At 43.2% G+C, this 19,719-nt stretch carries 20 protein-coding genes; 10 read left to right on the forward strand and 10 right to left on the reverse strand.

Features of this window, described 5'->3' with window-relative positions:
* The first annotated feature begins 41 nt into the window (after positions 1 to 41).
* Complete coding sequence (locus ACT3QR_RS10135; protein WP_444521228.1) at positions 42 to 632, forward strand: M23 family metallopeptidase; 591 nt, start codon at positions 42 to 44, stop codon at positions 630 to 632.
* Between the two features lie 90 nt (positions 633 to 722).
* On the opposite strand, the gene phoR is transcribed toward ACT3QR_RS10135, so the two are convergent.
* From phoR to dtd, 3 genes are all read right to left on the reverse strand, one after another.
* On the reverse strand, positions 723 to 1,814 hold the full coding sequence (phoR, locus tag ACT3QR_RS10140; protein ID WP_444521229.1) for a phosphate regulon sensor histidine kinase PhoR: 1,092 nt from the start codon (positions 1,812 to 1,814) through the stop codon (positions 723 to 725).
* A 58-nt stretch (positions 1,815 to 1,872) separates the two neighbouring features.
* A complete protein-coding gene (phoB, locus tag ACT3QR_RS10145) occupies positions 1,873 to 2,577 on the reverse strand; it encodes a phosphate regulon transcriptional regulator PhoB (protein ID WP_444521230.1) in 705 nt (234 codons plus the stop codon).
* 112 nt (positions 2,578 to 2,689) lie between these two features.
* Positions 2,690 to 3,142 (reverse strand): D-aminoacyl-tRNA deacylase, encoded by a 453-nt coding sequence (gene dtd, locus ACT3QR_RS10150; RefSeq protein WP_444521231.1) that lies wholly within the window; start codon positions 3,140 to 3,142, stop codon positions 2,690 to 2,692.
* A 112-nt stretch (positions 3,143 to 3,254) separates the two neighbouring features.
* Between dtd and asd the strand changes: the two genes are divergently transcribed.
* Complete coding sequence (gene asd, locus ACT3QR_RS10155) at positions 3,255 to 4,091, forward strand: archaetidylserine decarboxylase (protein WP_444521232.1); 837 nt, start codon at positions 3,255 to 3,257, stop codon at positions 4,089 to 4,091.
* A gap of 92 nt (positions 4,092 to 4,183) precedes the next feature.
* On the opposite strand, the gene ACT3QR_RS10160 is transcribed toward asd, so the two are convergent.
* The 4 genes from ACT3QR_RS10160 to fadB all read right to left on the reverse strand — a co-directional run bounded on the left by ACT3QR_RS10160 (position 4,184) and on the right by fadB (position 9,495).
* Positions 4,184 to 4,813 (reverse strand): HD domain-containing protein, encoded by a 630-nt coding sequence (locus ACT3QR_RS10160; RefSeq protein ID WP_444521233.1) that lies wholly within the window; start codon positions 4,811 to 4,813, stop codon positions 4,184 to 4,186.
* Positions 4,814 to 5,051: 238 nt separating this feature from the next.
* A complete protein-coding gene (locus ACT3QR_RS10165; protein WP_444521234.1) occupies positions 5,052 to 5,627 on the reverse strand; it encodes an isochorismatase family protein in 576 nt (191 codons plus the stop codon).
* Between the two features lie 305 nt (positions 5,628 to 5,932).
* A complete protein-coding gene (fadA, locus tag ACT3QR_RS10170) occupies positions 5,933 to 7,105 on the reverse strand; it encodes an acetyl-CoA C-acyltransferase FadA (RefSeq protein ID WP_444521235.1) in 1,173 nt (390 codons plus the stop codon).
* A 230-nt stretch (positions 7,106 to 7,335) separates the two neighbouring features.
* Positions 7,336 to 9,495 (reverse strand): fatty acid oxidation complex subunit alpha FadB, encoded by a 2,160-nt coding sequence (gene fadB / locus ACT3QR_RS10175; RefSeq protein WP_444521236.1) that lies wholly within the window; start codon positions 9,493 to 9,495, stop codon positions 7,336 to 7,338.
* Between the two features lie 839 nt (positions 9,496 to 10,334).
* Here fadB and ACT3QR_RS10180 point away from each other — a divergent pair.
* The 5 genes from ACT3QR_RS10180 (at position 10,335) to ACT3QR_RS10200 (ending at position 14,229) form a co-directional block, all read left to right on the forward strand.
* The gene (locus ACT3QR_RS10180; RefSeq protein ID WP_444521237.1) at positions 10,335 to 11,396 is read left to right on the forward strand and encodes a polyprenyl synthetase family protein; all 1,062 of its coding nucleotides are present in this window, start codon (positions 10,335 to 10,337) and stop codon (positions 11,394 to 11,396) included.
* A gap of 71 nt (positions 11,397 to 11,467) precedes the next feature.
* The gene (locus ACT3QR_RS10185; RefSeq protein WP_444521238.1) at positions 11,468 to 12,286 is read left to right on the forward strand and encodes a DUF72 domain-containing protein; all 819 of its coding nucleotides are present in this window, start codon (positions 11,468 to 11,470) and stop codon (positions 12,284 to 12,286) included.
* 82 nt (positions 12,287 to 12,368) lie between these two features.
* Positions 12,369 to 12,641: a hypothetical protein gene (locus ACT3QR_RS10190; RefSeq protein ID WP_444521239.1), complete on the forward strand. Its 273-nt coding sequence runs from the start codon at positions 12,369 to 12,371 to the stop codon at positions 12,639 to 12,641.
* Entirely contained in the window at positions 12,642 to 13,214 is a 573-nt protein-coding gene (locus ACT3QR_RS10195) for a hypothetical protein (protein WP_444521240.1), read from the forward strand. It begins immediately after the preceding gene.
* Positions 13,215 to 13,488: 274 nt separating this feature from the next.
* On the forward strand, positions 13,489 to 14,229 hold the full coding sequence (locus ACT3QR_RS10200; RefSeq protein WP_444521241.1) for an SDR family oxidoreductase: 741 nt from the start codon (positions 13,489 to 13,491) through the stop codon (positions 14,227 to 14,229).
* Between the two features lie 124 nt (positions 14,230 to 14,353).
* On the opposite strand, the gene ACT3QR_RS10205 is transcribed toward ACT3QR_RS10200, so the two are convergent.
* Positions 14,354 to 14,983, reverse strand: coding sequence for a superoxide dismutase (locus tag ACT3QR_RS10205; protein WP_179799490.1), 630 nt, complete (start codon positions 14,981 to 14,983; stop codon positions 14,354 to 14,356).
* 552 nt (positions 14,984 to 15,535) lie between these two features.
* Between ACT3QR_RS10205 and rdgB the strand changes: the two genes are divergently transcribed.
* The 3 genes from rdgB to tig all read left to right on the forward strand — a co-directional run bounded on the left by rdgB (position 15,536) and on the right by tig (position 18,061).
* Entirely contained in the window at positions 15,536 to 16,189 is a 654-nt protein-coding gene (gene rdgB / locus ACT3QR_RS10210; protein WP_444521242.1) for an RdgB/HAM1 family non-canonical purine NTP pyrophosphatase, read from the forward strand.
* 282 nt (positions 16,190 to 16,471) lie between these two features.
* A complete protein-coding gene (locus ACT3QR_RS10215) occupies positions 16,472 to 16,660 on the forward strand; it encodes a hypothetical protein (protein WP_444521243.1) in 189 nt (62 codons plus the stop codon).
* A gap of 57 nt (positions 16,661 to 16,717) precedes the next feature.
* Entirely contained in the window at positions 16,718 to 18,061 is a 1,344-nt protein-coding gene (gene tig, locus ACT3QR_RS10220; RefSeq protein ID WP_444521244.1) for a trigger factor, read from the forward strand.
* A 163-nt stretch (positions 18,062 to 18,224) separates the two neighbouring features.
* On the opposite strand, the gene ACT3QR_RS10225 is transcribed toward tig, so the two are convergent.
* Positions 18,225 to 18,977 (reverse strand): HupE/UreJ family protein, encoded by a 753-nt coding sequence (locus tag ACT3QR_RS10225; RefSeq protein ID WP_444521245.1) that lies wholly within the window; start codon positions 18,975 to 18,977, stop codon positions 18,225 to 18,227.
* A gap of 50 nt (positions 18,978 to 19,027) precedes the next feature.
* Positions 19,028 to 19,714 carry an urease accessory protein UreG gene (ureG, locus tag ACT3QR_RS10230; RefSeq protein ID WP_444521246.1) on the reverse strand — a complete coding sequence of 229 codons (687 nt, stop codon included), beginning with the start codon at positions 19,712 to 19,714 and terminating at the stop codon, positions 19,028 to 19,030.
* Positions 19,715 to 19,719: the final 5 nt, after the last annotated feature.

Below are 19,719 nucleotides of genomic sequence, written 5' to 3' on the forward strand. Positions count from 1 at the left end.
TAATAGAACCTCAAACAACATCAAATACATAAGAGACATTAATGCTAGCAGATGGAAACAACCAGCCTCCCAGACCCTCTTTTTTTAGTCGTTTAATCAGCCTATTGATTAAGGCTATTGTATTGCTAGCACTATTATTTGTCTTCGATAAACTGCTACCCAGTATCAGTCAACAAACACAGTCATTTGTGGTTGCCAAATGGCAGCAATTGAGTCTATTGCAACAAGAGCTGCCGACAGAAAACAGCTTACCTAGTCCACTACCAGAACGAAACCTGACCGATACTTGGGGCGCTGCACGTAGCCAAGGTCGCTCCCACGAAGGTATCGATATCTTTGCGCCGCGCAATACTCCCGTACAGTCGACTACGCAAGGGGTAGTAAGCAAGGTTGGTGAGAATACGTTGGGTGGTCGTGTGGTCGTGGTGGTAGGGCCAGGCGGTGCAGGACATTACTACGCTCATCTAGAAGACTATGCTGACATCTCCCCCAATGACTGGGTAAACCAAGGCGACGTGATAGGTTATGTGGGTGATAGCGGTAACGCAAAAGGAACGCCGCCACACGTGCATTATGGAATCTATATTAACGGCAGTGCGGTGAACCCTTATCCACTTCTGCAAAAGGATTGATAGATATTTGAAAGTATATCGTTGTATTAAGTTTATATTAACCAAAAACTGCTACCGAAAAACTATCCTTAATATAGGCCAGAAATTACATTAATTGGCCGTAGCAGATCTTACATAGTTTGAGGGAAATACCACACTAAATGTTGATCCTTCCCCTTCTACTGAATCGATTTGCAATTGCGCTTCGTGCTGGTGCAATACGTGTTTTACAATCGCTAATCCCAACCCTGTACCGCCCGTTGCACGGCTACGACCTTTGTCAATACGATAGAAACGCTCTGTCAAACGGGCGATATGCTCTGGCGCAATACCGATACCATCGTCTTCGACAGCGAAACGACAGCCATCAGACGTCCTTGTCCAACTGATAGTAATATTGCCACCCTTTGGCGTATATTTTATTGCATTGATTACTAAGTTAGACAATGCGCTATTCAAATACATCTCTGATCCGTACAACCCGTCATACGTATCTATATGCAAATGAATAATGTGTTTGTACGCTTGGTTGTACGCTTGTGCATCGTCGTAGATATTGGTCAGCAGCTTAGTCATATCTATGTAATGCAGCTCGTGCGATTCTTCAATTTCGATCTTAGACAGTAGTAGTAAGTCATTTACGATTCTGTTCATACGGGCAGTTTGCTGCGTCATCAGCTCAAAACCGCGACGCCATTGCGGCGGCATATCTGGCTGATCGGAGAAATTTTCTAGATAGCCCATCATTACAGTCAATGGTGTTCTAAGCTCATGCGAGACATTCGCCACAAAATCCTGACGCATTTGTTCTAAGTGCCGCAAGCGGGTCACATCGTATACAAACAACAGTTTTTCATCGCCGAAAGGGGTCAATTCGCACTTCAAGTATCGGCTACGGTCTTGCCATGACTCTATATGGACGCCATCGTTAGGTATCGTTGTACCTTCATAGTACTGGCGGAACTCAGGTACGGCGATAAAGTCAAAGATGTTCTGACCCTTATCCTCTGGTTGCAGTAGCAATAAGTCTTGCGCTGCCTGATTCCACCACTCTAGCCCGTCATTATCATTGAGCAAAATCACGGCATCGCGCAAGGCTCGTAGTGCACTGCCTATTTTTTTGAGTTGCTCTGCCGTACTTTGAGTAGAGATTTGCTCTAGTAAAGCTGATTGCTCACTTTGTGCTGGCGCTATCTTGTCCATTTCTTATCCTTACCACTATCCGCTGCCTCAATATTGCTGCGGCGTTATTTGTACAAGATTAACTCGGCTCAATCAGGCTAGAAAATCGATAGCCTGTTCCACGTACCGTTTGTATCAATGTATCACACTCATAAGGCCGCAGTAACTTACGTAGACGTTTGATATGCACATCGATGGTTCGATCTTCGATATATACATTGCCACCCCATACCTGATCGAGTAGCTGCGTTCGTGTATAGGCGCGCTCAGGGTGGCTCATGAAAAATGCCAATAGGCGATACTCTGTAGGTCCAACATCAACGATTTTACCTGCAGCTGTCACACGTTGGCTTTTGGTATCTAGACTTAGTTGACCAATTTCGATAGGTTTGTCGCTACTCATCGCGCTACTACGACGTAGTACAGCCTTGATTCTAGAAATCAGTTCACGCGTCGAAAAAGGCTTGGTCATATAATCATCTGCGCCTGCATCAAGACCATGTACCTTACTGTCTTCTTCGCTTTTTGCCGTTAACATAATGACGGGTATTTCAGAGAGTAGCTCGTCGTTTTTGAGCATGCGACAAAAATCCACACCGCTCTTGTCACCAGGTAACATCCAATCTAACAGTATTAACGACGGTCTATGATCGACTACTTGCTGATGCGCCTCTGACACGTCAGCTGCTTGCAAGCTATCAAATCCAGCCATCTCTAGCGTCATGACAACCATTTCACGAATCGCAGGCTCATCTTCAACAATCAAAATTTGCTCATTATACATAGGACATTCTCGGTGTTAGCGGACAAAATCTAGCATGTAAAAAGGCGATATATACTCACCAGTCTCTATCTATTAAACGGATTAATTATGACAGCTTGATGACACTCTAAAATCAGATTTCTAACAAAAAATTAAGCGGCCCATCATTGACGCTCGACACTTGCATATCCGCACCAAACTGACCAGTTGCTACGTTCGAATGCTTGGTTTTGGCATAATCGACCAGTTGTTCAAATAACGCTTGCGCAGCAGCAGGTGCCATCGCACCACCAAAGTCTGGTCGACGTCCTTTGTCTGTTTTTGCCATCAAGGTAAATTGCGAGACTAATAACAGCCCACCACCAACCTGCTGAACGTTTTTATCCAGTTTACCAAATTTGGCAGGATCGTCATCGTTTTCAAAAATACGATAGGTCAGTACTTTATCGATCATACGCTGTGCAGCAGCAAAATCATCTTCGTGACCCAAGCCGATATACGCCAATACCCCATGCTCAATCTCACCAATACACTGTTGGTCAACGACCACACTAGCGCGCTTCACCCGTTGTATGAGTGCTTTCATTTACTGATTCCTTAACGATTATGGCCATACAATAATATGCTGTCCATGATAAAATACCGTCATTAACTTGACTATTATTTATTATATTACACCTTATTTTGGTAGCCTTATTATGAATGTATTTACCACCTTACAACAGCTTGTGCCGCAGCAAAAGCTCAGTAAAGTCGCTGGACGTTTGGCCGCCAGTCGCCACCCTTATGTCAAACGCACTTTTATTCGTAGCTTTGCCAAAGCTTATAACATCAGCTTAGACGAGTACGAGCGCCAAAGCCTGAACGCTTATGAAAGCTTCAACGATTTTTTTACCCGCGAGCTTAGAGAAGACGCTCGTGCCATCGACGCTACTGCAAACGGTATCGTGAGTCCTGCAGATGGTATTATCTCTCAGCTAGGACAAATCGAAGATCATAAACTACTGCAAGCAAAAGGTCGTCACTATGATATCGGCCAATTGCTTGCTGATAGTGAAGATGGCAGTTATTTTGCTGATGGTAGTTTTGCGACCATCTACTTAGCACCTAGTAATTATCACCGTGTGCATATGCCATTTACTGGCACATTGACCAAGACTCGCTATGTCCCTGGCACCCTGTTTTCGGTCAACAATACTACGGCGGCTAATGTGCCAGATTTGTTTGCGCGTAATGAGCGTCTGGTCTGTATGTTTGATACCAAGTATGGCAAAGCAGCTGTTGTAATGGTTGGCGCTATGATCGTTGCTGGTATTGAAACTGTCGCCACTGGCAAGATTGCCCGTACTGACGACATATTCGAGTCCGATCATGACATGCAGTTTGCGGCAGGCGAAGAGCTTGGACGCTTCTATTTGGGCTCAACGGCTATCGTAGTGTTACCAAAAGCAGCAAAGGCCGACTGGCTAGAGAGTATGCAAGCCAACGGCATCGTGCAAATGGGTCAATTGCTAGGAATGGCGAACGCTCAATAACATACTTATATAAAAACACTCAAAATATTAGCTCAGTTAAGCGTACCTCATTATGCTTAACTGACTTTTTTATATCGGTTATCTATGTAGATTTATGCGTCAATCAGCCAGCCCTGCTGAGTGGCATATTTAATATTACGTGAGAGCCAATCATGGATAGGAGGAAAGCTGTCTTTAATAAATGCATGAGCACCCTCCACCTGCGAGCGCGTGACGCCAAGCTCAATCCATGTTGTGCCGTTGGTATTTAGATTAAGTAAAAACGGCAATAAGCGATCAACGACTCTGAGCAACTGGCTCTCTTTGCTACTTCCTGTTTCTTGTGCTTCCCAAACTTCGCTTAAATCATTAATGCCATTGCCTCGCTCACGTTGTAATCTGGCAATGCAAGCACGCTCTTCAATATGTGCATCGTTGCGCGTATCAGCATACAAAAAAGTATCGCCAGCATCAATCTCACCCAAATCATGGACCAGCGCCATCTTCAGCAAGTTTTCATGGTTGACGTTCAACGCAAATAATTCAGCAATCGACCAACAGGCCATCGCCAAATGCCAAGAATGTTCAGCAGAGTTTTCTTTGCGAGTGGTTTGCGTCACATAGCTGCGACGGTTCACCCTTTTGAGCGCATCTAGTTCCAATAAGAAATGAGTGACATCGTCGATATCGATATTTGAAGTAGATTTTGGGTCAGTTAATGATATAGAGCTGGCTTGTGGCATGATTTTTCTCTGGACTTCTCTAGTTATTGGTCATTGATACTTATAACTCTGATGCTTTTACGTTTTATTGCTAAAGGTATTATAGTCAGCTTGATATTCTACGAGCGTTAGTAGATGGTTGCCATAATCAAAAAAATAGCGCTTATTTTACCAAGCACTATCTTTTATAAGTAGATAAATGAATGATCGACTTGAATCCCTATTTATCCAAATCTTTAAGCAACTAAAGCTTAACCACCTACTTAATCAAATTGATAATAGTTTTAAATGCAGGATCTTCACTGCTGCGGCACAGCTCAAATAAGATTGATTCGACAGTGCTGATGACCCCACCCGCACGGCGAATACGGCGAATTGCTTGCTTTTTATCATAAGGAAAACGAGAGCCTACCGCGTCACCAATAATGACAGGCTGCATACCATTATCCAATAAATCTAGTGCTGTCTGCATAATACAGACATGAGCCTCAGCACCAAAAAGTAGCACAGTGCTTCGGTTTTGCTGGGCCAAATGGTGCCATGAATCATTGTTATCGCAGGCACTAAACGTCACCTTTTCAAAGCTCTTGGCATTATCTTCTTCGAGTACTTCGCGTAGCTCTGGCAAGGTATCGCCCAAGCCTTTTTTATATTGCTCATTGAGCATGATGGGGACATTGAGCGCCTGTAACCCTTTAATAAGAGTAACGGTTTTTTTGATGATATTTTCATGATCATAGATATGCGGCGTTAAGCGCTCTTGCACATCAACAATCATTGCTTGAGTATTCTCACGAGCGATTCGATAGGTGCGATCATTAATCATAGTAGACATAGTACACTCCTTGTACGACTGACAGTTTCAACTAAAAGCTATTTTAGAATTATCATAAACATTGCCATGGTTCATCTTTCTCTTATTTAGTCATAGTTTCATGAATGCGTCAATGGAGATAATTTTTAATCGCTGTAATACTTTGGTTTTAGACTCCATGATTTACTAACTGGCTAAACATTAATTTAACCTATAAAAAAAACCTCCAGCCGTTATGACTAGAGGTTTTTTATTAGCAGGTAACTACTTATTGAATGTTCAAATAGTCTTACTCATACAAATGAGACTATATTAAATACTCAATGTTAAACACGCTCAATCACAGTAGCGATACCTTGGCCAAGACCAATACACATCGTCGCTAGACCGATTTCAGTATCTGACTGCTCCATTGCGTTTAGCAATGTTACGGTGATACGAGCGCCAGAACACCCTAATGGATGACCTAGAGCAATGGCACCGCCGTTGATGTTGACGATGTCTTGCTTGTCAGTCAAGTTCAGACCTTTTAGTACTGATAAGCCTTGAGCAGCAAATGCTTCGTTCAGCTCGATGGTCTGCATATCATCAAGACTCATGCCAGCACGTTTCAGCGCTTTTTGGGTAGCAGGTACAGGACCATAGCCCATGATAGCGGCATCACAGCCAGCAACAGCCATACTACGGATACGAGCGCGTGGCTTTAGACCTAGGTCTTTAGCTTTTTGTGCGCTCATTACTAGCATCGCAGATGCACCGTCAGACAATGCAGATGAGGTTGCCGCTGTTACTGTACCACCTTTTGGATCAAACGCTGGACGTAGCTTTTGCATTTGCTCCATTGTTGCGTCTGGACGAATCACTTCATCAACCGTACATAGTTGCAGACGACCAGCAGCATCATGACCTTCGATACCGATGATTTCATTGTCAAAACGACCTTCAGTGGTTGCAGCCCATGCACGGCGATGTGACTCAAGACCAAACGCGTCTTGCTCTTCGCGCGTGATGTTGTTCATACGACCTAGCATCTCAGCAGTCAAGCCCATCATGTTTGACGCTTTTGCATAATGTTTAGAAGCAGCAGGGTTCAAATCAACACCGTGCATCATGCCTACGTGGCCCATATGCTCAACACCACCGATGATGAAGATATCACCTTGGTTGGTCATAATTTGAGCAGCAGCAGTATGTAGCGCCTGCATAGAAGAACCGCATAGACGGTTAACCGTTTGGCCACCAGCAGTTTTTGGGATACCAGCTAGTAGACCGATGTTACGACCGATGTTCAAGCCTTGCTCTAGCGTCTGGTTTACACAGCCCCAGATAATATCTTCGATATCATTGGTGTCAAAGTCATTACGTTCTACTAGCGCACGTACTAGTTCAGCTGACATGCTGTCAGCACGTACATGACGGAACATACCGTTTTTAGTCTTGCCCATTGCCGAGCGTACGCCATCTACGATGACCACATCTTTTGGACTTAAAGTTGTCATACTATCTTCCTTTTCAATTTTTATTGTCAGTGTAGTCAGCCCAACTTACAACTATTACTTCATTAATCTTGCTCAAAGTACAATAGGTACATTTGCGCTTGATTTCCTTGTACTAGCCCTAAACCGAACCAACTATAATCGTACGTTTACTAATGGAGACGATTCATGCCTCAATTGCTTTCATGCAAAATAGCAAACGTACGGCACTTCATCCTAGTAATGACTGACTATTACGCTGTTGCGTAAAAAGTCTCGCCTGCAGCTGCCATGTCGCGAATCTTTTGCGGCGCTTCATAAGCTTTGCCAAGATGTGCGTACTTTTCACATAATGCCAAGTAGTTATCTAGACCCATTTGATCGACATAACGGCAAGGGCCACCGCGGAATGGAGGGAAACCTACACCCATAATCATTGCCATATCGGCCTCAGCAGGTGTGCTTACGATGTTATCTTCTAAGCAGCGAACAGTCTCGTTACAGAAGGCAATCATAGTGCGATCGATGATTGCTTGATCGTCAAACTCTTGCTTTTCACTATCAGTCGTGGCTTTTAGCAACTCGTAAGTGGCTTCGTCAGCAACTTTCTTTGGCTTTCCGCGCTTATCTGTTTCGTATTTATAGAAACCGATACCGTTTTTCTGACCTAGACGCTCGTTATCATATAGATGCTGGATAGCACCTTTGTAGTCAGGCTTCATGCGGTCAGGGAAACCGTCCGCCATGACTTCTGCGCCGTGTACACCTGTATCTAGACCGACCACGTCGATTAGATAAGCAGGACCCATTGGCCAGCCGAATTTTTCCATGACTTTATCGACATGAGCAAAGTCAGCGCCTTGCTTAACTAGCAAGTCAAACGCACCGAAGTACGGGAACAATACACGGTTGACCAAGAAACCTGGGCAGTCATTGACTACAACTGGCACTTTACCCATTTTAGAAGCTAGCGCAACAGTAGTCGCAACCGCTTCTTCAGATGATTTCTCACCGCGGATAACCTCTACCAATGGCATACGATGTACTGGGTTAAAGAAATGCATACCAACGAAGTTTTCTGGACGCTCAAGTGCTTCTGCTAGATAGGTAATAGAGATAGTCGAGGTGTTTGACGCTAGGATACAATCGTCTTTTACTAGACCTTCTACTTCTTTTAGTACCGCACGTTTCACGTTTGGGTTTTCTACGACCGCTTCGATAACGATATCAGTCTCAGCAAAATCACCGTAGTTCAAAGTAGGACGGATACGGCTCAACGTTTCACCCATTTTCGCTGGGGTCATTTTCTTACGTTCAACCATTTTACCAAGCAATTTGCTGGCTTCGCCCATACCAAGGTCTAATTGCTCAGACTTGATATCTTTCATGATGATTGGCAAGCCTTTGCTGGCTGCTTGATAAGCAATACCGCCGCCCATGATACCAGCACCTAGTACGGCTGCCTCATTGATTTCATGTGCTTGTTTGCTGTGTTGCTTCGCTAGCTTTTTAACCAATTGATCATTCAAGAATAGACCAACCAAACTTTCTGCTTGTGGCGTCTTAGCCGCTTTAGCAAAACCAGCAGCTTCTACTTCGATCGCTTTATCACGTGGTAAGTTAACGTGTTTTTCGATGGCGCCGATTGCTAATGCTGGCGCTGGGTATTGCTTAGGATTGGCTTTAGCAAAAATAGCACCTTTGGCACTGTTGAACGCCATGGCTTGCTCAAGCTGGTTTAGCTTAACTGGAGCCAGCTTCTCTTCGCGTTTTGCTTTCCAATCAAGCTCACCTGAGATACATTTTTTGACCAGGTCAATTGCTGCATCTTGCAAATCGTCAGCAGGTACAGTCGCATCAACCAAGCCTAGCTTCAATGCTGGCAATGCTTTCTTTGGGCTACCAGTAGCGATCAGCTCAAGCGCGTTATCGATACCGATGATACGCGTACTACGAACGGTACCACCAAAACCTGGGAAAATACCTAGCTGAGTTTCTGGCAGACCGATGATTGCTTTGTCACTCATGACACGGTATTCACAAACCAAAGTCATTTCACAACCGCCGCCCATCGCCGCGCCATTAATGGCAGCAACTTTCGGGAATGGCAAATCTTCAAAACGATTGAACGCGTCATTAACATGAACGACCCAATCTTTAATCTCGCTTTCTGATTTTTTGAAAGAACCGACGAACTCTGTGATGTCAGCACCAGCGATAAACACGCCTTTGGCTGAGGTTACGATAAGACCTTTTACGTCGTCGGCTTTTTCTAAGGCACTAACTGCTTCACCAAACTGTTTGTTGGTTTCGGCATCAAATTTATTCACGCTCTCATTTTCGGCGTTGTACTGCATATTGGCGATGCCATCCTCTAGCATTGTCACCGTGATGCGATTTCCTTGGTATACCATTTGAAACTCCTTTCTATATAACGAAAGCTACGTTTTGAATTAAAATAAATAGCCAGTTACTGTTAGTAAAATGGGTAATAGCACTGTGCGCTTATCATGTTATAAAGACAAACATATAACCAGCTCACCAGTGAATATGTCTTTATTATCCAGCACTCATAATGATGCACGTATTTTGCGTCTCTTGCATGACATCATATGGCGCTTCATTTATATACTGCTGTTGTAGGTACTGATGTTCAGAATACTGACTGAGACTTGGTCTAACATTCAGTATCGACGATTGAGCATTCTGAGAAGAAACTCAGTAGGGCCATCATCAGACCATTTTCACGTCAATTAGTGTAGGGGATTATGCCCCTAACTGTCACAAGCTAATACCATACTCACAAGTCACTCTTAAATCACTTGCAGGCATTTACCTTGCGCTAAAAGTGTTTTAGTGAACAAATGTATACTGAATTGTCATTTTAGATTTATTTCGTGTTGTTGACCTAATGCATGCCGTCTTTGGAGTGACAGTTAATTAGCATTAATTAATAATTACCACTTAATTAATGCTAATTAACTACTGTAATGAGATTCACACACCAGTCTAGCTTGCTCTTTTATCAGAACATATTCAACCAAAGAGTGACATCATTCATCCGTAACGAAATCTTGTCGTTATATTGCAGCTAAGACTGATTTATTTTTGAATAAACTTTGGCAGAAAAGTGCAAAAAAATACCGATTGATACCCTCTGTCACATAAGCGATATGACCTATCATGCTACACTAATAGCGTTTTTACCTTATCCCTAATAAGTTTTACTGTATCCCTGATAAATGGTTGGATTATGACTGTTTCCCTTACTTCTAGTACTACCTTTACTGGCTTTATGCTTTCTGACTTTGTCTCTTTTCAAAGCACTGAGCAATTTCATGGTGCTGTGCGTGAGCAACTGGCACAAGATATCGAAGTTTTGTTTGCTTATGCCAAGCTCCCTAGCCCACTGGTAGATGCTTGCCGTTACGTGATGACTGGACAAGGTAAATTGGTACGTCCACTGATGGTTGCTAGCGCTTTTGCCAGTGTCAATAGCAGCAATAATAAACGTACAGACGAACATAATAATGACATCGATACTCTCGATGGTGATCTGGACGCACTATTAGAAAACGACTCAGACTACGATATGTCGCGCCGTGCCGCACTGGCTGTAGAGCTGCTGCATACTTATTCGTTGGTACATGATGACTTGCCATGTATGGATGATGATGAGCTGCGCCGTGGGCAGCCGACTGCTCATATTGTCTTCGATGAAGCGACGGCTCTACTGGCAGGAGATGTATTGCAGACACTAGCCTTTGAAGTATTAACCGCAGAAATGCCAACCTTTGCACCATTCGATGCAGATATCGCAAGTCAGCTATTAGCAATATTTGCGCCGCGCGCCAGACGCATGGTGTCTGGTCAAATGCTAGACCTCAATGCCGAAGCCAGTGCCAGTATCACGCAGGATGATCTAGAAGCCATTCATCGCGATAAAACAGGCGCATTGGTTGAGGCAGCGATACTCATGGGAGGTGTCTGTGCTGGTGCAACTGCCCCGCAGCGTATGGCACTACAAGAGTGCGCGCAACATATCGGTCTAGCCTTTCAAGTGCAGGACGATGTGCTAGACGTCACAATGACGACTGATACCCTTGGTAAACCTGCGGGTAGCGATGAAAAACTAGACAAATCAACTTATGTAAAACTGATGGGTGTCGATAATGCCACCAGCTATGCGCAATCGCTACTTAATGACGGGCGCGCAGCAATCAGTTGTGAGCTTGGCAGCGACAAAAAAAGCATTGGCACAGACAATGACGCGCTACTAGCACTGATTGAATGGCTTTGGTCACGTAAAAAATAGCTTGTCGAATAAGCAACAATAAAAGATATCGTGGTAAATTTTATTATCCAAAACGGCAATGAGTGGTCAACATGGACAGTTCCCCTACCCCGCGCATTTATCTTGGCACAGGTGGTTATAGCGATACCGACTTGCTCGGTACGCTGTACCCTACTGGCACCAAAAAGACCGACTTCTTACGTGAATATGCCAAGCAATATGACGCAGTAGAAATAAATAGCACATTCTATGCGCCCATCGGACAAAAAGCTTTTGCTGGTATGCTTGATAAAGCTTATGTACAAGCTGACAGCGAGTTAAAATTTGCCGTCAAACTGCATCAAGACTTTACTCATGCGCGTAAAGGCACTGCCGAGCATGCACAGGCATTTCTCAACGCCTTATCCCCACTTATCGAAGCAAATGCTTTAGCACCTTTATTACTTCAGTTCCCACACGGCTTTGATCGTACTCGTGAGCATCGTCTCTATTTAGCCAATCTTGTCAGTTGGTTTCAAGACTATCCACTCGCTATTGAGTTTCGTCATAACGGCTGGCATACGCCGCAAGTGGTCGATAGCTTTGTGCAGCAAGGACTTATCTGGTGTAGCGTCGATTATCCAAAGGTTGGCGGACTACCACCGTCACGATTGGTATTTACTGAGCGCACGGGCTATCTACGTATGCATGGTAATAATCTAAACTGGTGGCATGCCATGAGCGCAGCTGATCGTCATGATTATCGCTATAGTGAGGCGGAGATGCAGGGCTGGGCACAAGCGATTGCCAATCAGCGTCAGCACTTTGATACGTTGTATATCTTCTTTCAAAACACCGTCAATGCGCATGCTTATTATAATATCACGATGCTGCGTGAGGCATTGAGTAAGTTTGGGTTTGAGGTGTTGTAGACTGAATTTATTAGAACACAACTTATCATTTAAGGTCGCGTAAATACGTGAATCAAACTGTTATTAGAGGAATATTTATCAGATGATGCTAATGGATATATCATTCTTATGTGAATGTGGTGAGCAAATAGAAGAAACCATTGATGTTCCGATGCCTAATTTTGCAGCGGAAAAAAATAAAGATAGTGGCGTAGAAAATTTTGACCAGATTTGTTGCAAATCATGTAACACACAACATGAAGTGTATGTGGTGAACACATTTGACAGAGCAGATTGTTCTGTGAATTATGGGGGTACTGATGTAAATTATGGCATGCCCTATTTTTCAGAGTCAGATGAAGATGAATTGGCATAGTTGATTCAAAACGAAACTCAAATTGATATTTTTCAGAATCATATAAAAAGTGTTGAGAAAATTCTTGAAGCTGATATTGATGAAGAAGCTTATTTTAGCTTATTAGTTATGCTGTATGGTCATGTAGTTGCTGCGGTAGAGGCCTATTTATCCTCTACTTTTATACAAAAGGTAACCAACTCTGAAGAGTTAACTAGAAAACTTATTGAAACTGATCCTAGCTTTTCAAAAACAAAATTTACTCTTAAAGAGATTTTTGAAGAACAAGAAAAATTAAAGCTTACCGTTGCTACTTACTTAGAAAATTTAATATTCCATGATCTTAAAAAAGTAAAACCAATGTATAGGGATGTTTTAAATTGCGAGTTTGGCGATATTGGCTGGCTATTTAAAGCTGTTGCAATTAGACACCATTGTGTACATCGAGCAGGTTATGACAAAGAAAATATTAGAGTTGAGTTATCAGTAGATATATTGAAAGAGTTAGTTGTTAAAACAAAAGGTTTGACGTCACTAATTGAAAATAAAGTAAGCCCAGTTACTATGCTCGAAACAGAAATCCCTCCGTTTTAAACGGTATACAAACAAAAAAATAATACCTCACCATATCCTTTTCCTCATCCAAACTCTTAATAGCTAGAGACTAATTTTCCACGCCAACCTCTTAAACTCTGTGCTTTACATCCTCATAGAAACAATAGATAAATTTATCCAAAACAAGCATACAGAATCGCTCTACTTATTCGTTTTGCACACTGGTAACTTATAATCCTATGAATCAAAAGACATCAGTCAAAGCGTCATATAAGCGTACTGACATTCACTTATACTATTGGAGAAAGCATCGATGACAACACTGAAAAATAAAGTCGCGATTGTAACTGGTTCATCAAAAGGTATCGGCGCACAGATAGCCATGCTACTAGCAGAATCGGGGGCTAAAACCGTCATTAACTATGCAAACGATGACGCAGCAGCCAATGATATTGTAAATCAGATTAAAGAAGCAGGTAGTGAAGCCATCGCTGTGCAAGCAGATGTCAGTGACTCTCAGCAAGTCGCTGCGCTGTTTGATGCCACTATCAATGTGTTTGGTAAGCCTGATATCTTAGTGAATAGCGCCGGTATAATGGATAATAAGCCCATTGCAGAAACCACCGACGAAGACTTTGACCGTACCTTTGCCGTTAATGCAAAAGGCACATTTAATACACTTCGTGAGGCAGCAACCAGGCTTAATGACGGCGGCCGTATCGTCAACCTATCTAGCACCACCACTCGTATGATGCTGCCCACTTATGGTATTTATTGCGCGACTAAAGGCGCGGTCGAGCAGCTGACCCGAGTCTTTGCCAAAGAGATTGGTGAGCGAGGAATTACGGTCAACGCTGTGTCACCTGGTCCAACAGATACCGAGCTATTCAATCAAGGAAAATCGGACGAAACCTTCGAAAAGCTCGCCAGCATGTCAGCGTTCAACCGTATCGGCGAACCAGTTGATATCGCTCGTGTGGTAGCATTTTTAGTTAGTGAAGAAGCGGCTTGGATCACTGGGCAAAATATCGGCGCTAACGGTGGTGTGGCTTGATAGCGAGCGCTACCTTGCTCAATACATGCAATTTAATTAGGAATCAAAATAGAAAAACTCATAAGCAAAAAAAAGGACACCCTGAGGTGTCCTTTTTTTCAATCAAACATCTAGTCGTTAAAGATTACTCTTCAACGCCAGCGTCTTGACCTTTATATTTTGCGTTTGCGTAGTCCCAGTTCACTAGCTTGTCTAGGAACGTATCAACATAGTCAGGACGACGGTTACGGTAATCTACATAGTACGCGTGTTCCCATACATCACAAGTCAATACTGCTACTTGGTCATGTGCAAGTGGAGTGTCAGCGTTAGCAGTTTTGGCGATTGACAATTTGCCACCGACTTTATCAGCGACTAGCCATGCCCAGCCTGAACCAAACTGAGTCAATGCTGCGTTTTTGAACTCTTCACGGAACTTGTCGTAGCTACCAAAATCTTCTTCGATTTTTGCTTTTAGATCGCCAGTAGGTTCGCCGCCGCCGTTTGTTGGCGTCATGCAGTTCCAGTAGAACGTGTGGTTCCATACTTGAGCTGCTTGGTTGAACATACCTTGCTTGCTGTCATCTTTAGCAGTCGCTACGATGATTTCTGGCAATGTTTTATCTTCTAGACCAGAACCTGGTAGCAAGTCGTTGAGCTTCGTAACATATGCATTGTGATGCTTGTCATGGTGATACTCTAGCGTTTCGGCACTGATATGTGGCTCTAGTGCGTCTTTTGCATATGGTAGGTCTGGTAAAGTAATGTTTGACATAATTATTTTATCCTTGCTGTTTAGCCGTTAGTTTATAAAAACTTGCTTATAGAAACTGAATTTTACGCTATTTTTACACCGCAAAAAACACTATAAAATAGCGGACTAAATTGGCTGAGTTTATTGTTTAAAATGAACTTTATCGCTTGATACACGGTACTGCTCAATACAATATCACGTATCGTTATGAATCCAAAATCAACCTATCGGTTACTTATTGCTATTATTCTTTGCCTAAAAGCCAAGCGTTTGACTTTATAGACTTTTATTAACTTAATATTCACAAGCCATAAGATATAATTCACTGTAGCTTGTCGCCTATTATAGCAATAGCAACCAATAATATCAGTTACCAAATGTTATAGTCCGTACAACCTGCATAGCGATTGGTTATTTATTAAGCTGTAATTGCACGCACTTCAAAATCATGCGTTATCATTATTAGTATAACCACTTAAAACGACAAATAATTTATCGATTAGCCTTAAAGAAGATAAATAAAACCTACTCGAATAATCGCTCTTCATCATCTTTATATTATGGAATAACTCTATGAGCACCACTGATACCTCGTTAACTGCTACCCACCCGACAACCGCTAATCAATGGGTACTTGCCAGTAACAATAAAGGCAAGTTGGCTGAGTTTAAACGGCTATTTGCTGAAGCGAACTTGGACGTGACGATCGTCCCGCAAGGTCAGCTCGATATCGAAGACGCCATCGAAGATGGTCTAAGCTTTGTAGAAAATGCCATTATCAAAGCCCGTCATGCGAGCCGTATCAGCGGATTGCCTGCAATTGCTGATGATTCAGGACTGTGCGTGCCTGTACTAGGTAATGCGCCAGGTATCTACTCTGCTCGCTATGCTGGTGAGCACGGTAACGATAGTAAAAATAACGCCAAGCTCATCGCTGACTTGCAGCCTATACGTGCAGCGAAGCCAGATACTCCTGTTAAAGGGTTGTTTGTTTGCGTACTGGCAATGGTGCGTCATGCTGATGATCCATTACCAATCATCGCTCAAGGATTATGGCATGGCGAAATCTTGGATTCGCTACATGGTGACGGCGGTTTTGGCTATGATCCATTGTTTTGGTTGCCTGATTTGCAAGCCAGTGCGGCTAGTCTAAGCGCTGCTGATAAAAACAGCATCAGTCATCGTGGTCAGGCAATCCAGCAGTTATTAACACAGCTACCTTTATAAGTGCTTTATAGCTGCTCTATTTATAACTATCCAAAAGTGCGCTTGATGCTCATAATGCGCTTAAAAACTTATCGCTGTTTCTCATTCGTTGGCTGATTTATTGACTATAGATATGGCTGATCTTTTATATAAAGTTAAACCATATAAAGGCAAGCAACATAAGGAAACATGCCATCAAAGAGATAATTTTTACTTTAATAAACAGATAGATTATACTGTTCTACTTTTAAAATTTTGTTGAAATCCGTTATTTGGCTGTATAATGCACCAAAAAGCGTTATTATGCGCTGGATTAACGGTTTATTATCGATATTTGATGGCATGGACAACCTCAATAAGTTCACCTTTCGGTATCAGCGGCAATTGCTACTGACACTGAATTTGACGTTGTGCGCTATCCCCTATTTAGTTCAACGGCAGCCCGTCGTACATGCCCGTAATTTGAGGCGCGGTCTGTCTATTACCATTTAACCCTAAGTACTATTTCATTAATCAAACGTACTACTTAATCCTAAAGGTGTAATTAACATGGCTACAGATTTACAAGTCACAACCAACAAGCTATCTAATAAAGAAACCCAGCTAACGGTTAAAGTACCCGTTGAAAAAATTCAAAACAAAGTTGAAGGTCGTATTCGCCAAGTTGCGAAAACTGCCAAAATTGACGGTTTCCGTAAAGGTAACGTCCCTATGTCACACATCCGCTCTCAGTACGGTGCTGGCATTCAACAAGAAGTTATCAACGATGTGATCCGTGATACGGTTTTTGAAGCGATCAAATCTGAAGACATCCGCGCTGTTGGCATGCCTAACATCGACGACGTAAAACTTGAAGACGATTTCTTGGTATACCAAGCCACTGTTGAAATCTTCCCAGAAGTAGACGTACAAGGTATCGATGAGATTGAAGTTGAGCGTCACACTGCACAAGTTAGTGAAGAAGACGTTGACACTATGATCGAAAACCTACAAAAGCAACGTGAAGAATTCGTTGAGAAAAAGGGCATGGCTGCGAAAGACAACCAAGTAACTTTTGACTTTGAAGGTTCAATCGACGGCGAAAAATTCGAAGGCGGCTCTAGCGAAGACTTCAAACTGGTCATCGGTAGCAACCAGATGATCCCAGGTTTTGAAGCTGGTATCAAAGGCATGAAAGCTGGCGAAGAAAAAATCATCGACGTGACTTTCCCAGAAGACTACCAAGCTGAGAACTTGGCTGGTAAAGAAGCTCAGTTCAAAATCAATGTGAAATTGGTTGAAAGATCTAAGCTACCTGAAATCAATGAAGAGTTCCTAGAGCTATTCGGCGTAAAAGAAGGCGGCGTTGAGAAGTTGAAAGAAGACGTACGCAAAAACATGGAACGCGAAATCAAAAACGCTGCGCGTAGCCAAGTTAAGCAAGCAACTTTTGATGCATTGCTAGAAAAGAATGAGTTTGACGTACCAAACGCGATGCTAGAGCAAGAAATCGAGCGTCAACGCAACATGATGATGCAACGTTTTTCTCAGCAGTTCGGCGCCAATGCTGATAGCTTCGATAAAGACATGCTGCCAAATGAGCTATTTGAAGAGCAAGCGCTACGTGCTGCCCGTCTTGGTATCATCGTTGCCCGTGTTATCGATACTAAAGGCTTAGAAGTAGATCAAGCGCGTGTAGAAACTTTCATCAAAGAAGCTGCTGAAAACTACGAAGATCCAGCTGAAGTTATCGAGTACTACACCAACGATCAACAGCAGCGCGCTAACATCGAGTCGGTTGTACTAGAAGACCAAGTAGTAGATTACTTGATCGAGCAAGGTAAAGTAACTGACAAAGAAGTTAGCTACCAAGACTTGCTAGCCGCTCAGCAACAACAGCAGCAAGCAATGTAATTGATACGACAGGCTGTCTTTTTAGATATGCTGTAGCCGGTTATCAAAACTAAAATGCGCCCCCGACCTTTTAATCGGGGGCGCATTTTTTATGAGTTTCGATAGCTAAAATTGGCCTTAACTATCGAATATACAAACACTTCGTTTGTAGCGTCAAGAATACTTAAACCAACACAGGTGCAAATACGGCGCTCAATCCTAGCAGCACTAGACCGCGCTGTATCCATAAGTTACCACCTAAACGCTGCTGTAGCTGCTGACCAACCAGCGTACCAACTGCATATAGCGCTAGCATTGTGACCAACATCCCTGCATAGAATCCTAGCTGACCGCTCACACCGACATTTGCTGGTACTTCCATCGCATGCGCCATGCCATGAAACACTGCCAAACCACCGAAACCAAACAATGATAATTGCTGAATGCTTGGCGTGCTTGCTGTATGAGTCTGCGCTGAAAATGCTTCTTGTCTACTTTTTTGACTCATCAGTACCATAGCCAACACCACTACCGACAGTGATATTGCCACTTCAATCAGCCCAGATGATGCAGCAAAGCCAATACCACCAATCAGCACACCAGCCGTACCCAATACCGCACCTAGCGACAATCCTGCTGTCAATGACATCATCCCTAGACGCTGCTTTTGTAGACCATAAAACAATATGCCCATACCAACTGCCAAAAACAAATGATCAAGTCCAGTTACTGGATGAATCAGTCCAGCTTGTAATGTTCCTAGAAACGAAGGTGCATGCGATGCGGCGGTGTGAATATGACCTGAATGCGCCTGTGCTAATGACGGCAGCATCAGTGATGTCATCATTACCGTTGATCCAGACACGATGTTACGAGTTGAGAATATTGGTGAGAAATGAGAGCCTTTGGTATGAGGAGCTTTTGTACACTGTGTCATGTGGTTTTTCCTTGTTATTTATATTCTGATGGTAAAAGTTCACCTACTCTCTAAGCAAGCATGCCATGTTCTTTGATAAAGGCGATGATCTCTGCTAGTCCATCACCTGTTTTCATATTGCTAAAAACAAAAGGCTTGTCGCCACGCATTTTTTTCGCATCACGTTCCATCACCTCAAGCGAAGCACCCACCATCGGTGCAAGATCCGTTTTATTAATAATTAACAAGTCAGATTTGGTAATCCCAGGGCCACCCTTACGAGGGATTTTATCGCCTGCAGAAACATCGATGACATATAAGGTCAAATCAGACAGCTCTGGGCTAAACGTCGCCGCTAGGTTATCACCACCTGACTCGATAATGATCATCTCCAAGCCTTCAAAGGTTGCTTGTAGCTCAGCGATGGTTGTTAGATTGATAGAGGCATCTTCACGAATGGCAGTATGCGGGCAACCGCCCGTCTCTACACCGCGAATACGTTCAGCTGGCATGGCATTATTGCGAGTCAAAAACTGCGAATCTTCTTTGGTATAAATATCATTGGTCACAACTGCCATATTGACCGTATCACGCAGGTTTTGGCACAGCTGTAGGGTCAGAGCAGTTTTACCACTACCGACTGGTCCACCAATACCAAGGCGTAAGCACGACAAAGAAGACTGGTTTTGACTGTCGCTATCAGTCTGTAATTCTGATGCAGCGTGAGCGTTTTTTGGTTTGAGCGGGGTTAGAGACATATTGA

This window comes from Psychrobacter sp. AOP7-B1-25, from assembly GCF_052376195.1.
Lineage (GTDB): Bacteria > Pseudomonadota > Gammaproteobacteria > Pseudomonadales > Moraxellaceae > Psychrobacter.

What these genes read in the sequence shown, in the direction of transcription:
- phoR (WP_444521229.1), bottom strand. Translation starts at nt 1,814, where the DNA reads ATGGACAAGATAGCGCCAGCACAAAGTGAGCAATCAGCTTTACTAGAG.
- ACT3QR_RS10185 (WP_444521238.1), top strand. Translation starts at nt 11,468, where the DNA reads ATGGACAGTTCCCCTACCCCGCGCATTTATCTTGGCACAGGTGGTTAT.
- ACT3QR_RS10215 (WP_444521243.1), top strand. Translation starts at nt 16,472, where the DNA reads ATGCGCTGGATTAACGGTTTATTATCGATATTTGATGGCATGGACAAC.
- fadB (WP_444521236.1), bottom strand. Translation starts at nt 9,495, where the DNA reads ATGGTATACCAAGGAAATCGCATCACGGTGACAATGCTAGAGGATGGC.
- ACT3QR_RS10165 (WP_444521234.1), bottom strand. Translation starts at nt 5,627, where the DNA reads ATGTCTACTATGATTAATGATCGCACCTATCGAATCGCTCGTGAGAAT.
- ACT3QR_RS10190 (WP_444521239.1), top strand. Translation starts at nt 12,369, where the DNA reads ATGATGCTAATGGATATATCATTCTTATGTGAATGTGGTGAGCAAATA.
- tig (WP_444521244.1), top strand. Translation starts at nt 16,718, where the DNA reads ATGGCTACAGATTTACAAGTCACAACCAACAAGCTATCTAATAAAGAA.
- ACT3QR_RS10205 (WP_179799490.1), bottom strand. Translation starts at nt 14,983, where the DNA reads ATGTCAAACATTACTTTACCAGACCTACCATATGCAAAAGACGCACTA.
- fadA (WP_444521235.1), bottom strand. Translation starts at nt 7,105, where the DNA reads ATGACAACTTTAAGTCCAAAAGATGTGGTCATCGTAGATGGCGTACGC.
- ACT3QR_RS10180 (WP_444521237.1), top strand. Translation starts at nt 10,335, where the DNA reads ATGACTGTTTCCCTTACTTCTAGTACTACCTTTACTGGCTTTATGCTT.
- ACT3QR_RS10200 (WP_444521241.1), top strand. Translation starts at nt 13,489, where the DNA reads ATGACAACACTGAAAAATAAAGTCGCGATTGTAACTGGTTCATCAAAA.
- ACT3QR_RS10135 (WP_444521228.1), top strand. Translation starts at nt 42, where the DNA reads ATGCTAGCAGATGGAAACAACCAGCCTCCCAGACCCTCTTTTTTTAGT.
- phoB (WP_444521230.1), bottom strand. Translation starts at nt 2,577, where the DNA reads ATGTATAATGAGCAAATTTTGATTGTTGAAGATGAGCCTGCGATTCGT.
- ureG (WP_444521246.1), bottom strand. Translation starts at nt 19,714, where the DNA reads ATGTCTCTAACCCCGCTCAAACCAAAAAACGCTCACGCTGCATCAGAA.
- ACT3QR_RS10160 (WP_444521233.1), bottom strand. Translation starts at nt 4,813, where the DNA reads ATGCCACAAGCCAGCTCTATATCATTAACTGACCCAAAATCTACTTCA.
- dtd (WP_444521231.1), bottom strand. Translation starts at nt 3,142, where the DNA reads ATGAAAGCACTCATACAACGGGTGAAGCGCGCTAGTGTGGTCGTTGAC.
- ACT3QR_RS10225 (WP_444521245.1), bottom strand. Translation starts at nt 18,977, where the DNA reads ATGACACAGTGTACAAAAGCTCCTCATACCAAAGGCTCTCATTTCTCA.
- rdgB (WP_444521242.1), top strand. Translation starts at nt 15,536, where the DNA reads ATGAGCACCACTGATACCTCGTTAACTGCTACCCACCCGACAACCGCT.
- asd (WP_444521232.1), top strand. Translation starts at nt 3,255, where the DNA reads ATGAATGTATTTACCACCTTACAACAGCTTGTGCCGCAGCAAAAGCTC.